The sequence below is a fragment of the Streptomyces sp. IBSBF 2435 genome, assembly GCF_036815005.1.
Lineage (GTDB): Bacteria > Actinomycetota > Actinomycetes > Streptomycetales > Streptomycetaceae > Actinacidiphila.
In genome coordinates, this window is record NZ_JAJSYW010000225.1 from 1 (window position 1) to 13,839 (window position 13,839).

Genomic DNA, 13,839 nt, shown 5'->3' on the forward strand with positions numbered 1-13,839 from the left:
CGCCCCCACCTCATCGCCCCACGACCCGCACCACCAGCTCAGCGGACCTGAGCCGAGGGACACCGGCTCTTCGACCCGCCCGACAGCTCGCAGCGCGGCGCCGGCGTCCGCGGCGACCCGCCGGACGGAAAGGTGCGCGGCGCCCGGGTCGTCGCTGAACCTCGCCGGCGCGCGGAGCACGGAGTCGGCGAGGTCTCCGCGGGTCACGACTGGTCCGCCGTCAGACCGTGCCGTTCTCCCACCACCAGGCGCGGCCCAGGTCGGCGCGGCTGTCGACGTGCTGGTGGTCCTCGGCGTAGGTCTCCAGGCCGGAGAAGCCGCAGGTTTCGGCCTTCTGGTAGACGGTCTTGTTGGCCACGCCCGGGACGTCGAGGTCGGCGGCGGTGCCGTAGAGGTGCATGCTGTCGCTCGCTCCGCCCACCGAGGCGTTGTGGGCGATGCTGCGGAACCCGGAGTTGACGGTGATCGGGACGTTGCCCAGCTTCTTGCGGAGTGCTTCGAGCTTGTACATCGCGCGGCGGGCGTTCTCCTTCGCCGCGGCGGCGCTGACCTTGCCGCCGTCGAAGGTGCCGCTGACGCGGTCGGTGAATTCGCTGAAGTCGAAGTGCGCGGTCGAACCGTCCGACTGCTGCAAGGCGTTGAGCTGCGTCTGCGTGGCGGGACCGACGACGCCGTCGGACGACAGGCCGTAGGCGGACTGGAAGAGGCGCACCGCGGTGGCCGTACCGGGGCCGAAGTCCCCGTCGAGGGCGACCCGCGTGTGGCCGGGGCTGCCGGTGGCCCAGCCGGCGACCCTGATCTGCAGTTCGGTGACGTCGGCGCCGGTCATCCCCTGCGAGAGGGTGCGCGACCAGGTGTACGCGTACGCCGAGCCGGACAGCAGGACCGGTCCCAGCGCGGCGCCGGCGCCTGCGGCGAGCGTGCCGCGCAGCAGGGTGCGACGGTCGAAGGGGGAGGGGAACGAAGCCATCGTTGTCCTTTCGGAGTACCGGTCGGGTCCGTATCGGCCGCGGATGTGGCGCCCCCAGCATGGCGTCGGTGCTGGAGGTGCTCAAGGGGCTGGAGGCACCAAGCCTCGCCCGTGCGGCCGGTGTGGCCCCGTATCTCCCGAGATGGCGGCTCCGTACGCCGAGGCGGGTCCCCCCGTACCGCCCAAGGCCGCGCCCCGTACCGTCCGAGGCGCCCGAACGCGGCGGCCGGCGCCGGAACGCCCTGTCGGACGCCCGGCGCCGGCCACCCGGCGGGCCGCGGACCTCAGCCCGGCGCGCCCGGTACGGCGACGGCCCCCCGGTGGATCTCCTCCGCGGGCCGGAGCGCGGTCACCGGGCCGACCGGGACGTCGCCGCGCAGGGTGATGCGGTGCATGACGCGGTGCTGGTCGCCGTAATCCCGGTTGGCGTAGTGGGCCGTGCTGCGGTTGTCCCACAGGGCGACGTCGCCGGGCTGCCACCGGTGCCGCACGGTGTGCTCGGGCTTGGTGAGGTGGGCGTACAGGATGTCCAGCACGCCCCGGCTCTCGTACTCCGACACACCGACGATGTGCGAGGTGAATCCGGGGTTGACGAACAGGCCCTTGCGCCCGCTCTCCGGGTGCACCCGCACCACGGGGTGCTCGACCGGCTTGAGCTCGGTGAAGACCTCGCCCTCCCACACATTGCCGCGGCCCTTGCGGCGCTGCGCCAGGTAGTAGCCGAACTCGCGGCTGCCGTCGTGCGCCGCGGTGAGGGTGTCGACCCACGCACGCAGCCCCGGCGACAGGGACTCGTAGGCGAGCTGGCTGTCGGCCCACGACGTGTCCCCGCCGCCCGGCGGCAGCGACACGGCCCGGAGGATGGAGATGGCCGGCGGACGCTGGACGAAGGTCACGTCCGTGTGCCAGACGTCGGCGAACCCGTTGTCCTGGCTGTCCACGGCGTAGACCTCGGGGGCCACGTCACCGGAATCGTGGATCGGGTGCCCGGTGGTGACATCGCCGAGGCGCCGCCCGAACTCGATCTGCGCGGCGTCGTCCAGGCGGCCCTGGCCGGGCACGAAGAGCACCTTGTGCTCCACCAGAGCCCGCCTGATCGCGACGACCTGCCCGTCGTCGAGGCTGCCCAGGTCGATGCCGTGTATCTCGGCGCCGAAGCGCGGACCGAGCCTGGTGATCGGCAGACCCGACGACGCCGGGCCTCCGGTGCCGGCGAGAGCGTCGGCGTCGGTGTCAGCGACGGGAACGGTTCCGGCGGACTGCGGGCTGATGATGCTCACCTGTGTCTCCTCCTCTGTCGGGGGTGCCGTGGGACTTTCGTGGGTGTCAGGCAGCGGCGGCCTTGACGGCGTGGGCGACCCGCGCGCGCAGTTCGGCGAAGTCCTCGGAACTGCGCAGCCCGTCGGCGTCGGCCTCGCCGCGCGGCAGGGTGATCGGCAGGTCCAGGGCGACGGTCCCCGGGCCCTTGGTCAGCACCACGATGCGCGACCCGAGGAAGACCGCCTCGTCCGCCGAGTGGGTGACGAAAACCGTGGTCCGCCCGGTCTGGGCGGTCACCTGGCGTACGTCCTCCTGGAGCCGTTCACGGGTCAGCGCGTCCAGCGCCGCGAAGGGCTCGTCGAGCAGGAAGAGCGGGTGATCGGCGGCCAGGGCGCGGGCGATGGCCACCCGCTGCTGCTGGCCGCCGGAGATCTCCCAGATACGCCGCTTCTCGGTGCCTTCGAGACCGACCCGCGCCAGCAGGTCCGCCCGCCGCTGCGGCCACTGGCCCCGGCCGACCCCCGCGTAGCGCAGTGCCAGGTCGATGTTGCCCTGCACCGTCCGCCAGGGGAAAAGGCGCGGCTGCTGGAAGACGACACCGGCCGCCTTGCCGGGCAGCGGAGCGGTGCCGGACACCCGCACCGAGCCGCGGGTGGGCTGCTCGAAGCCGGCGATCAGCCGCAGCAGGGTGCTCTTGCCGCAGCCCGAGGCGCCCACGAGCACCAGGAACTCGCCTGCGGGCACGGTCAGATCGACCGGACCCACCGCCGTGACCGTCTCGCTCCCCCGGCCGTACTGGTGGGTGACGTGGTCGAGCCGGATGGTCCCGGCGCGCGTGGTGTCGACCGGCGCGGGAGCCGCCCGGCCGGTGATCTCACTTGAGGACATCGGGCAGCCCCTTGAGATACAGCGCCTTGCTGACGACGTCCTGGGACGGCGCGGCATCGATCTGCTTCTGGTCGGCGAGGAATTGGCCGGTGCCGGTGAGATACGGCACGAGCTTGCCCGGGTGGCCCTCCGTGCCGAGCCAGTCGGCGGAGGTGACCTCCTCGGGAGTGAGGAACACGCCCTGCGCCAGCTGCTTCCTGGCGTCGTCGGCGCTGATGTTCAGCTCGGCCGCGACGGCCTTGACCGCGCCTTCCGGGTCGGACTTGAGCAGCCGCAGCGCCTGGGCCTGCGCCTTGCGCCACACGTCGATCGCGTGCGGGTCGTCGGCTATCAGCGCGTCGGACACCACGGCCAGGTCCAGGGTCGGCTTGCCTGCGGCGCCGATCTCCTTGCTGCTGACGAGCTGGGTGCCGGTCTTCCGCAGTTCGTCCAGCGTCGGCAGCCAGACGTAGGCGGCGTCGATGTCCCCCCGCTGCCAGGCGGCGAGGATCGCCTGCGGCTGGAGGTCGACGAGCTTGACGTCGGACGCCTTGAGGCCCGCCGCCTCCAGTGCCGCCAGCAGGCTGTAGTGCGAGGTGGAGGCGAAAGGCGTGGCAATGGTCTTGCCCTTGAGCCCGGCCACATCGGAGACGCCCGTGCTCTTGCGGGCCACCAGCGCCTCGTTCTCACCGGCCACGTCGAGGATGAAGGCGGCCTTGTACGGGATCGGCGAGCTTCCCGACACCCCGCGGGCGAACGGGCTGGAGCCGAGGGCGCCGATGTCGAGGGACTTGCCCAGGAAGGCCTGGTTCACGGTGGCGCCGGAGTCGAACTTGATCCAGCTGATCTTGTAGTCCGGCAGCGCCTTCTCCAGCAGCTTGTGGTTCTTCACGAGCAGGTCGCCGCTGGGGAAGGCGAAGTAGCCGATACGCAGCCGCTTGGAGCCGCCGGACTTGCCGTCACTGTCGGAGGAGCAGCCGGTGAGGGCGGCGGAGGCCGCGGCCAGCGCGCCGACGAGGAACAGGCGGCGGGTCGGTCCTTGCACGGCGGAGCCGACGGTGGGGCGGGGCATCCAAGGGGACATGGGGAGCCGTTTCTGTGCGGAGAGGGAGCGGTGCCGGGCGGGGAGAACCAGGTGGCGTACGGGCTGCGGTAGCCCGGGCGGCCGGGGTGTCGAAAGACCAGGGGCGTACGGGCTGCGGGTACCTGAGGGCGTGCGGTCGGCGGCCGGGCGCCTACGGTCCGCGGTCCGTCGGGCTGCGGCGGCTCAGGAGCGGCCGCGCCAGGGCACGACGGTGCGCTCCAGCCACAGCAGCAGGCCGTCGATGACGAGACCGGAGATCCCGATGGTGATGATGCCGACCAGCACCACCGGGGTGTTGTTGTAGTTGGCGGCGTCCTTGACCATGCCGCCGATGCCGGGCAGCCCGTTGACCAGCTCGGCGGCGACGAGGGAGGAGTAGGTCACCCCCACGGCCAGCCGGATGCCGGTGAGCGTCTCCGGCAGCGCCGAAGGGGCGATGACGTCCCGCATGACGTCCCACCGCGACCCGCCGAGGGCGTGGGCCGCCTCGATGAGCGCCCGCGGGGCGGCTGCGACGGCCGCGGTCGTGGACACCGCCACCGGCGGGAAGGCGGCTATGGCCAGCAGCGTGACCTTGGGCTCCTCGTTGATGCCCAGCCAGATGATCAGCAGCGAGAAGTACGCCAGCGGCGGCAGCGTCCGCAGGAAGGTGATCCAGGGTTCGAACAGCGAGCGCACCCAGCCGACCGTGCCCATGAGCAGCCCGAAGACGACCCCGGCGGCGATGCCGATGCCGCCGCCGATCGCGATCCGCCGCAGGCTGATGGCCAGGTGCTCGATGAGGTACTTGCCGTTGTAGCCCCGTACGCCGTCATGCGTCGTGGACACCTGGACGAACGCGTCCCACACCTTGGCCGGCGGCGGCACCAGGGTCTCGCTCCACTTCCCGCTCGCCGCCACCAGCTGCCACAGGACGAGGAAGAGCAGGAGCGAGCCGAGCGGCAGCCCGAGCCGGCGCACCCGCGCCAGGACACCCCGCGCGCGGGGTAGGGGCCGGACCGGCGGTCCGGCGGCCCGTGCGGGGGGATCGGCTTCCGGCAGGCGTGATGTGGTGGACAACGGGCTGCCTCCATGGCGGCGCCGGGCCGCGAACCGCCGACGTCAAGCGACGGCGGTGGCATACCCGGGCGAGAGCAGAGGGGGAAAAGGCACAGAAGGCACCCCATGACGGGGCGAACCCGCGAACGGGTGCAGGAGAAGGGCCTCGCCGGGTGCTACCACCGGACGGCGGGCGGCGTCAGGGACGCGTGATCAGCGACAACACGAAACGGGACGTCGGCACAGGTCGATGACCAGGCGTCGTACCAAGGTGTCGTGAATCATGGGCCCTATTTCTACCGCAGTCCCGGCCCCGCACCAAGAGCCCGTCCACTTTCTGACACGACGGGATACGGACCAACGTCCGCTGCGGATCGGGCAGTTCGAGCGACCCCGGCCCCCGCCGAGGCGCGAGGCCGGGCGCGGTGTCGGTGATCCGGCCGCGCATGGGGCGCCGCCGTGGCGACGGGGCGAAAACGCTTGGACTCGGCGGGCGCCGTCACGGGACACTGCGGTCTCCGGCCCACCCGCGAGGGGTGCCGCCACCCCCATGTGCGGGGCGAGGCGACGATTTCCCCTGCGCGCACGCACGTGTCGGGGCCGCCGCGGACCACCCAGGGTGAGGACGGCATGGGATCACCTGAAGCGCGCGGGAGTTCGCCGGGCAGGGGCTCGGTGTTCCTCGCACTGCGCTACTACGGCCGGGAGCTGACCCGGCTGCGGCGGCTGACCGGGCCGGCGATGCTGCTGCCGGCGGTGGGCAACATCGGCATCAACTACGTCGCTCCGCTGGTCGTCGCGAAGCTCGTCGGCCGGATCGCCGACGACTCCGGCACCGGCGTCGGCGCGGCACTGCCCTACGTCCTCGGCTTCGCGGGCGTCCTGCTGCTCTCCGAAACGCTGTGGCGCGTCGGCCTGCACTGCCTCAACCGCGTCGACGCCCGCGGCATCGAGCACCTGTACGTGATCGGCATGGACGAACTGTTCGCGAAGGACGCCGCCTTCTTCCATGACAACTTCGCCGGGTCGCTGACCAAGCGGGTGCTGAGCTTCGCCTCCCGCTTCGAGGAGTTCATCGACACGCTGACGTTCTCGGTCGTGGGCAGCTTCGTACCGCTGGCGTTCGGGTCGGTGGTCCTGTGGCAGTACGAACCGCTGCTCGTGGTCACACTCCTGTCGATGATCGCGCTGACGGCGCTGGGCGTGACGCCCCTCATCCGCCGCCGCCAGGCACTCGTCGGCCGGCGCGAGGAGGCGATCGCCCGGGTGTCGGGCCACGTCGCCGACAGCCTGATGAACATCGACACGGTCCGGGCGTTCGCCGCGGAAAAGGGCGAGGCCGCCGAACACCGGTCCAGGGTCGCCGAGTCGCGGCGGCTCACGCTCCGGTCGTGGGACTACGGCAATCTGCGCATCGACACGCTGGTCGCGCCGCTGTCGGTGCTGACCAACGCGCTGGGCCTGCTGCTCGCGGTCGCCCTCGGCGGTGGCGGGCACGGCGTGGAGGAGGTCGTGGTCGCCTTCACGTACTACACGAACGCGACGCGGGTGATGTTCGAGTTCAACCAGATCTACCGGCGGCTGGAGAGCTCGATGACGGAGGCCGCGCAGTTCACCGAACTCCTGCTGACGCAGCCGACCGTGCTCGACCCGGCGACGCCGGAGCCGCTGCTGCCGGGGAGCGCCGACGTCCGCTTCGAGCAGGTGACCTTCGCCCACAACGGCTCGGAGCCGCTCTTCGAGGACCTCGAACTGGCCGTGCCCAGCGGGGCGAAGATCGGCTTCGTCGGCCGGTCCGGCGGCGGCAAGACCACGCTGACCCGGTTGCTGCTGCGGATGACGGACGTCGACGCCGGCCGGATCCTGATCGGCGGCCAGGACATCAGCAGGCTCCGCCAGGCCGACCTGCGCAGCCTGATCGCCTATGTGCCGCAGGACCCGGCGATGTTCCACCGCACCCTGCGGGAGAACATCGCGTTCGCACGGCCGGACGCCACCCCCGCCGAGATCCGCCGCGCGGCCGAGGTCGCGCACGTCACGGAGTTCGCCGAGGCGCTGCCCGAGGGCTTCGACACCATGGTGGGCGAACGCGGCGTCAAACTGTCCGGCGGCCAGCGCCAGCGGGTCGCACTCGCCCGGGCCGTGCTGCGCGACGCGCCGATCCTGCTGCTGGACGAGGCGACCAGCGCCCTGGACTCCGAGAGCGAGATCCTCGTCCAGGAGGCACTGTGGCGCCTGATGGAGGGCCGCACCGCGCTCGTGGTCGCACACCGCCTGAGCACGGTCGCCACGATGGACCGCCTCGTCGTCCTCGACCGCGGCCGTATCGTCGAGCAGGGCACCCACCACGAGCTCCGCGCGTCCGACGGCGCCTACGCGAAACTGTGGCAGCACCAGTCGGGAGGCTTCCTCGACACGGCCCCGGGAGCCGAATCCCCCGCCAAGCAGCCGTGACCCGCCATCCGGTCACATCACCGGTCCGGTCACCCGGAGACCGACCCGCGCCGGTTGACCGCGGGGTGCGGTGCGTCAGCGATGCGCGATGTGGATCGGCCTCAGCGTGGCGGCGGGTGCAGGAGCCGAACCCGCACTCCGGCCTGCGCGGATGGACGCTCCACCGTTCGTCGCCGACCCGGAAGGCCGCCGGCTCCCCGGCTCCCCCGACCGCCCTCGCGGCCGGCCCCGAAGTCCCGCAGGTGCGGGCCGCGGTCGGGGACGTACCGCCCCGGCGCGGGGCGGAAGCGCGGGGCGTGAGAAAAAAAGCGGACCATGTTCGTCGGTCGTGTCGATCCGCGGCGGCGCCGTTCGACCTGGGATAGAGAGGGCCGGGACACGGCCCCCGATCGAGGAGAAGGCGGAAGATGGCGAAGTACATGCTGGTCATGCGCGGCACGGACGAGACCATGGCGAAGATGATGGAGACGCCCTTCGAGGAGATGCTCGAAATGGTGGGCCGCTTCAACGAGGAGTTGATCCGGGCGGGCGTGCTCGTGGCCGCCGAGGGGCTGGACGACCCGTCGCAGGGGGTGGTGGTCGACTTCAGCGCGGAGACCCCGGTGGTCACCGACGGTCCGTACGGCGAGACGAAGGAGCTGTTCGGCGGCTTCTACGTGATCGACGTCGCCTCGAAGGAGGAAGCCGTCGAGTGGGCCAAGCGGCTCCCGGCGATGGCCGGTTCGAAGGTCGAGGTCCGCCGCGTGCCGGGCATCGACGAGTTTCCGCAGGACAACGAGTGGATCATCAAGGAGCGGGCGTGGCGCGAGCGGACCGGCCAGCTCTGATGTCCGAGTCCGTCGGCGGCCCGCCGAGCGCCGAGGCGGCGCGGCGGGCCGCCACGGCCGTCTGGCGGATCGAGTCCGCACGGATCGTCGGCGCGCTGGCCCGCTACACCGGCGACTTCGCGCTCGCCGAGGACGTCGCGCAGGAGGCGCTGGCGGAGGCGCTCGTCAGCTGGTCGCGCGACGGTACGCCGGCCAGCCCGGTGGGCTGGCTGCTGGCGACCGCACGGCGGCGGGCCATCGACGCCTTCCGCCGCAAGTCGGCGCTCGACGAGCGGTACGCCATGCTCGCGGGCCGGCTGGCCGAGGGCGAGTTCAGCGCGGGTGTGCAGGCCGCGCCCGGCCGGCCCGACGACCTGCCGTGGGATCCCGACCGGATCGACGACGACGTCCTCGCGCTGATGTTCACCGCCTGCCACCCGGTGCTCTCGCCCGAGGCCCGGGTGGCACTCACGCTGCGCGTGGTGGGCGGGCTGTCCAGCGAGGAGATCGCCCGGGCGTTCCTCGTGCCCACCCTGACCGTCCAGGCCCGGATCACCCGGGCGAAGAAGACGATCGCGGCGGCCCGCGTACCGTTCGAGCTGCCGCCGTCCGAGGAGCGGCGCGAGCGGCTGGGCGCTGTCCTGAGCGTTCTGTACGTGATCTTCACGGAGGGCTCGACGGCGACGACCGGCGACCGCCTGCTGCGCCCCGATCTCGCGTACGAGGCGGTTCGGCTGGCCCGGATGCTGGCCGCCCTGCTGCCCGCCGAGCCGGAGGTGTTCGGGCAGCTCGCGCTGTTCGAGCTGACCGCCGCGCGCTTTCCGGCACGTACCGGGGCCGACGGGGAGGCGGTGCTCCTGGAGGACCAGGACCGGCGCCTGTGGGACCGGTCGGCGATCCGTCGCGGGCTGGCCGGGCTCGGCCGGGCCACGGCCACCGGGCGGGGCCTGGGCCCGTACGGTCTGCAGGCCGCGATCGCCGCCTGCCACGCGGCGGCGCCCTCGGTGCGGGAGACCGACTGGGAGCGTGTCGTGCTCCTCTACGAGGCGCTCGGCCGCGTGGCCCCCTCACCCGTGGTCGAGCTCAACCGGGCCGTGGCCGTCGCGATGGCGGGCGGACCGGGGCAGGCGCTGTCCGTGGTGGACGAACTGGCCGTCTCAGGGCGCCTGTCGGGGTCGTACCTGCTCCCGAGCGTGCGCGGCGAACTGCTGGTCCGGCTCGGCCGGACCGCCGAGGCCCGGGCCGAGCTGGAACTGGCCGCACGGCTGTGCCGCAACGCCCGCGAGCGGTCCGTGCTGCTGCGCAAGGCCGCCGCGCTGGAGTGACGGCCCTCCCGGCGAAACCGTCGGGGCGCCGACCGTCAGCGGGGCAACCGCTGCCGCGGAGAACGATGTTGCCCGTCTGCTGCCGCGGGGGGGGGGGGGGGGGGGGGGGGGGGGGGGGGGGGGGGGGGGGGGGGGGGGGGGGGGGGGGGGGGGGGGGGGGGGGGGNCCCCCCCCCCCCCCCCCCCCCCCCCCCCCCCCCCCCCCCCCCCCCCCCCGGGCGGGCAGTCTGGGTGGCGCCGGGCTGATCCGCCGCGGCAGCCACGCGCGGCGACCACCGCTGCGGAGAGAGGTCCCCAGTGCGTACTCCGCTGTTGTCCATGAGGGCGGCGCTCGTCCTCACCCTGGCGTTGCTGACCGGGATCGGTGCCGGGCTGCTGTCCGCCGCCGGCGGGACGTCGCCGGCCCAGTGCGTGCTGTACGGAGCCGGCGCCTTCGGCGTGGCCGTCCCGTTCTTCGACCGCCTCATCGGCAGAGCCGGGCCCGGGTGAAGGACACCGGCCCGCATGCTTGACCACACGGCACAGGCCGGCCCGGGAAGGGACCGGGACGGCCGCAGCGACAGGAGGACAGGGCCCGATGGGAGAGTTACGGCCGCTGGCAGCCGACTTGAACGGTGACTGCCGACGGTTCGCCCAGGCGCTGCGCACGCTCTTCGCCGGGCTCGACGTGTCGATCCGCCGCTACGCCGCCCGCCGTTACCGCGACGCGGGCACGGTCTCGCGCTACCTCAGCGGGGTTCGCGTACCGCCGTGGGAGTTCGTCGTCGACCTCTTCGCCGACCTCGCCACCGATCACGGCGCCACCGCGACACCGCTGACCCTGGACCACGTACGCGAGTTGCACCGCTGCGCCGTCCAGGCCCTCGTGTCACCGGCGCACGGGATAGAGGTGCTGCAGCGGCAACTGGCCGACGCCGACCGCGAGGCGCGCCGCGCCACCGTCCAGGAGGATTTGCTGGGCGACGCGCTGCTGGACCGCCAGCACCGCATCGCCGACCTCGAAGTGCGGCTGAACCTGCTGGAGGCGCAGTGGACGGCCGAACGGACCCACCCGCGCGTCCCGGCCGTCGAACCGGAGGACGCGGACGACCTGCGAGCCGAACGCCAACGCCTCGAAGCGCAGGTCAGGTCGCTGGAGGCCGAGCTGGGGGAGACCCGGCTGCGGGTGATGATCGCCGAGTCCCGATGCGATGTCCTGGAGCGGCAACTCGCCATCGCCGAAGGGCCGCTGCCCGCGCTCGCCCCGGTCGACGGCGAGCCCGTCGCCGCGCTGGAGGGCGTGGCGGCAGCCATCGGCCGGACCTCCGCGCGGATCCTCGCGGTGGACGACAAGCAGCCCAACCTCCTTGCCCTGGAAGCCGTTCTGGCCGGTCTCGGCCACGAGGTCGTCACCGCCGACTCGGGGCAGGCCGCGCTCAAGGCACTCCTGGACGGCACGGGATTCGCGCTCATCCTCCTCGACGTGCAGATGCCGGACATGGACGGCTACGAGACGGCCGTCCACATCAAGCGCCGGGCTCGTACCCGCAACATCCCGATCATCTTCCTCACCGCGATGGATCACGATCCGTCGCACATGTTCCGCGGCTACACCGCCGGCGCCGTCGACTACCTGGTCAAGCCGTTCGATCCGTGGATCATCCGGGCCAAGGTCGAGGCCTTCGTGCAGATGTACCTGGAGGCCAGGACCGCCCCGTGACCGCCCTGACCGCCCTGACCGGGTGCGGGCCGCTGGGCCGTCGAGCGGACGGACACGGCATGGCGCCGCCGGGCGGACGGCGCGGCGTGCCAGGGTCGGGGGACCCGGTGGCCGAAGCGCACCGGCCGACCTGCGGAGGAGACGGCGTTGGCGGCGCGACCGCACTGGCTTTTCGGCGACCAGCTGGGCCCGCACTTCATCGATCCCCGGCACGGCGGGCCGGACCGGGACGCCCCGCTGGTGATGATCGAGGCCCGTTCGGTCCTGGCCCGGCGCCGCTTCCACCGGGCGAAGGCGCATCTGGTGCTGTCGGCGATGCGGCACCGCGCGGCGGAGCTGGGCGACCGGGTGACGTACGTGCGCGCGGAGACGTATCGCGAGGGCGTGCAACGCGCGGTCCCGCGGGGCCGGCTCACCGTTTTCCCACCGACCTCGCGGCGGGCCGCCGGGCTGGTCGACCGCCTCCACCGGGTGGACGTCCTGCCGGAACGCGGCCACCTGGTCACCCGCGAGGACTTCACCGCCTGGGCCGACGCCCACGACGGCACGCTGCGGATGGAGGACTTCTACCACCGGGTGCGCCGGCGGCTCGGGCTGCTGATGGACGGCGGCGACCCGCGCGGCGGCCGGTGGAATCTCGACCACGAGAACCGGGAGCCGCCGCCGTCCGGCCGCCGGGCCCTGGACCTTCCCGCACCGTGGCGTCCGACGGAGGACGACGTGGACGACGAGGTCCGGCACGACCTGGACCGCTGGGAGCGGGAGGGCCGCGTCGCCTTCGTCGGCAGGGACGGCCCGCGCGGTTTCCCGGCCACCCGGCGGGAAGCCCTGTCCGCGCTGCGCCATTTCGTACGCCACCGGCTCGCCGCGTTCGGACCGTACGAGGACGCGATGCTGGCGGGCGACCCCGCCATGAGCCACAGCCGGCTGTCCGCCCCGCTCAATCTCGGACTGCTGCACCCGCAAGAGTGCCTGGAGCGGGCCGAGAAGGCGCTGGGCTCCGGTGACGCGCCGCCGAACAGCGTCGAGGGCTTCGTCCGCCAGATCGCGGGGTGGCGGGAGTACGTCCGGCACGTCTACTGGTACTTCGGCGAGGACTACCGCGGCAGCAACGAACTCGGGCACCGGGCGCCGCTGCCCGACTGGTTCGCGGAGCTGGACGCGGACGCGGTGACCGCGCGCTGCCTGTCCACGGTGCTGGCCGAGGTCCGCGACACCGGCTGGACCCACCACATCCCGCGGCTGATGGTGCTGGGGAGCCGGGCGCTCCAGGACGGCTGGGACCCGGCTGCCGTGAACGACTGGTTCCACCGCTGCTTCGTGGACGGCTACGACTGGGTGATGCTGCCCAATGTGATCGGCATGTCCCAGTACGCCGACGGCGGCCGGATGACGACCAAGCCGTACACGTCCGGCGGCGCCTACATCGACCGGATGAGCGACCTGTGCGGCGGCTGCGCCCACCGGCCGGGCGACCGTACCGGCGACCGTGCCTGCCCTTACACGGCGGGCTACTGGGCCTTCCTCCACCGCCACCGCGCCCGGCTGGAGCACAACCCCCGCATGGCACGGTCGGTACGCGGCCTCGACCGCCTCACCGACCTGCCCGAAACCCTGGCCGGGGTGCGCGACCGCGGCGACGCGGCCCCGTGAGCCGTCCCGGGGCGGCCGGGGGTTTCCGGGCGGGCGGACGGGCCCTGCCACCGCCGTGACAGGGCCCGTCCTCGCCGGCCGCCGGAGAGGGCGGCGGCGAACCGGTGCGCGGGGGTCAGCCGCAGGGGAGGGTGCCCGGGATCAGGGTCACCTGCCTGTTGATGTCGCCGTCGAAGCGGAAGGTGTTCGGGGCGGTGCCCTGGCAGGTGTAGCGGACGGTGCCGAAGCCGTACGCGACCGCGGTGATGGTGCCCGTACCGCTGACCTTCTCGATCACCGCGTAGGCGGGCTGGCTCATGCCGTTGCACACCTTGCTGTCGTAGAGCGACAACTGGCCGCCGGTGAAGTCGAACTCGGTCTGGTACTGGCAGCCTGAGGGCCAGTCCGTGGTGCTCGCGGTCGCCGTGGCAGCGCCGGGGATCAGCAGGGCGGCCACGGCCGCGGTACACGCGGCGGCGGTCAGGCGGAGCCTTCTCACAGGTCGTGGTCCCTTCAGGAGGCGGGGGGAGAGACGAGCCGGAAGCAGCATCCGTGGTGCGGGCGCGGGGCTGCCGCAGCGCACCGATCGTAGGTTCGGCGACACAGGTGCGCAATAAGCTGGGCAAGCGGAAGAAAATTACGTAACTGAGCCTGAAAGTCACTGAGTTCGGTGAGGCGGCAGGGCACCGGGGGACGGCGGGGGAG

13 protein-coding genes are annotated in these 13,839 nt (G+C 72.8%); 6 read left to right on the forward strand and 7 right to left on the reverse strand.

Annotated elements, in window-relative coordinates; genetic code table 11:
• The 6 genes from V7E46_RS29770 to V7E46_RS29795 form a co-directional block, all read right to left on the reverse strand.
• Positions 1 to 207, reverse strand: a 207-nt coding sequence (locus tag V7E46_RS29770; RefSeq protein WP_333771329.1) for a hypothetical protein, incomplete at its 3' end; no start/stop codon positions are given.
• 13 nt (positions 208 to 220) lie between these two features.
• Positions 221 to 970, reverse strand: a complete 750-nt coding sequence (locus tag V7E46_RS29775; protein ID WP_333771330.1) for a D-Ala-D-Ala carboxypeptidase family metallohydrolase — start codon at positions 968 to 970, stop codon at positions 221 to 223.
• Positions 971 to 1,254: 284 nt separating this feature from the next.
• Entirely contained in the window at positions 1,255 to 2,154 is a 900-nt protein-coding gene (locus V7E46_RS29780) for a TauD/TfdA dioxygenase family protein (protein ID WP_333771339.1), read from the reverse strand.
• Positions 2,155 to 2,296: 142 nt separating this feature from the next.
• Positions 2,297 to 3,118, reverse strand: a complete 822-nt coding sequence (locus V7E46_RS29785; protein ID WP_333771331.1) for an ABC transporter ATP-binding protein — start codon at positions 3,116 to 3,118, stop codon at positions 2,297 to 2,299.
• Complete coding sequence (locus V7E46_RS29790) at positions 3,105 to 4,169, reverse strand: taurine ABC transporter substrate-binding protein (protein WP_443054391.1); 1,065 nt, start codon at positions 4,167 to 4,169, stop codon at positions 3,105 to 3,107. The genes V7E46_RS29785 and V7E46_RS29790 overlap by 14 nt, the downstream gene beginning before the upstream one ends.
• Positions 4,170 to 4,364: 195 nt before the next feature.
• The gene (locus V7E46_RS29795) at positions 4,365 to 5,141 is read right to left on the reverse strand and encodes an ABC transporter permease (protein WP_443054392.1); all 777 of its coding nucleotides are present in this window, start codon (positions 5,139 to 5,141) and stop codon (positions 4,365 to 4,367) included.
• A 708-nt stretch (positions 5,142 to 5,849) separates the two neighbouring features.
• Between V7E46_RS29795 and V7E46_RS29800 the strand changes: the two genes are divergently transcribed.
• From V7E46_RS29800 to V7E46_RS29825, 6 genes are all read left to right on the forward strand, one after another.
• A complete protein-coding gene (locus V7E46_RS29800; protein WP_333771333.1) occupies positions 5,850 to 7,673 on the forward strand; it encodes an ABC transporter ATP-binding protein in 1,824 nt (607 codons plus the stop codon).
• A gap of 407 nt (positions 7,674 to 8,080) precedes the next feature.
• Positions 8,081 to 8,500, forward strand: coding sequence for a YciI family protein (locus tag V7E46_RS29805; protein ID WP_333771334.1), 420 nt, complete (start codon positions 8,081 to 8,083; stop codon positions 8,498 to 8,500).
• Positions 8,473 to 9,804 (forward strand): RNA polymerase sigma factor, encoded by a 1,332-nt coding sequence (locus V7E46_RS29810; RefSeq protein WP_333771335.1) that lies wholly within the window; start codon positions 8,473 to 8,475, stop codon positions 9,802 to 9,804. Before V7E46_RS29805 ends, V7E46_RS29810 begins: the two co-directional genes overlap by 28 nt.
• 317 nt (positions 9,805 to 10,121) lie before the next feature.
• A complete protein-coding gene (locus V7E46_RS29815) occupies positions 10,122 to 10,292 on the forward strand; it encodes a hypothetical protein (RefSeq protein ID WP_329176465.1) in 171 nt (56 codons plus the stop codon).
• Between the two features lie 88 nt (positions 10,293 to 10,380).
• Positions 10,381 to 11,502 carry a response regulator gene (locus V7E46_RS29820; protein WP_333771336.1) on the forward strand — a complete coding sequence of 374 codons (1,122 nt, stop codon included), beginning with the start codon at positions 10,381 to 10,383 and terminating at the stop codon, positions 11,500 to 11,502.
• 147 nt (positions 11,503 to 11,649) lie between these two features.
• Positions 11,650 to 13,155: a cryptochrome/photolyase family protein gene (locus V7E46_RS29825; protein ID WP_333771337.1), complete on the forward strand. Its 1,506-nt coding sequence runs from the start codon at positions 11,650 to 11,652 to the stop codon at positions 13,153 to 13,155.
• A gap of 115 nt (positions 13,156 to 13,270) precedes the next feature.
• Here V7E46_RS29825 and V7E46_RS29830 read toward each other — a convergent pair whose 3' ends face one another.
• Positions 13,271 to 13,633: a hypothetical protein gene (locus V7E46_RS29830; RefSeq protein WP_333771338.1), complete on the reverse strand. Its 363-nt coding sequence runs from the start codon at positions 13,631 to 13,633 to the stop codon at positions 13,271 to 13,273.
• Between the last annotated feature and the right edge of the window lie 206 nt (positions 13,634 to 13,839).

Bases quoted from the DNA above. Each gene is read 5' to 3' on its own strand.
- V7E46_RS29775 (WP_333771330.1), bottom strand. From the start codon at position 970: ATGGCTTCGTTCCCCTCCCCCTTCGACCGTCGCACCCTGCTGCGCGGC.
- V7E46_RS29785 (WP_333771331.1), bottom strand. From the start codon at position 3,118: ATGTCCTCAAGTGAGATCACCGGCCGGGCGGCTCCCGCGCCGGTCGAC.
- V7E46_RS29790 (WP_443054391.1), bottom strand. From the start codon at position 4,169: ATGCCCCGCCCCACCGTCGGCTCCGCCGTGCAAGGACCGACCCGCCGC.
- V7E46_RS29800 (WP_333771333.1), top strand. From the start codon at position 5,850: ATGGGATCACCTGAAGCGCGCGGGAGTTCGCCGGGCAGGGGCTCGGTG.
- V7E46_RS29805 (WP_333771334.1), top strand. From the start codon at position 8,081: ATGGCGAAGTACATGCTGGTCATGCGCGGCACGGACGAGACCATGGCG.
- V7E46_RS29815 (WP_329176465.1), top strand. From the start codon at position 10,122: ATGAGGGCGGCGCTCGTCCTCACCCTGGCGTTGCTGACCGGGATCGGT.
- V7E46_RS29820 (WP_333771336.1), top strand. From the start codon at position 10,381: ATGGGAGAGTTACGGCCGCTGGCAGCCGACTTGAACGGTGACTGCCGA.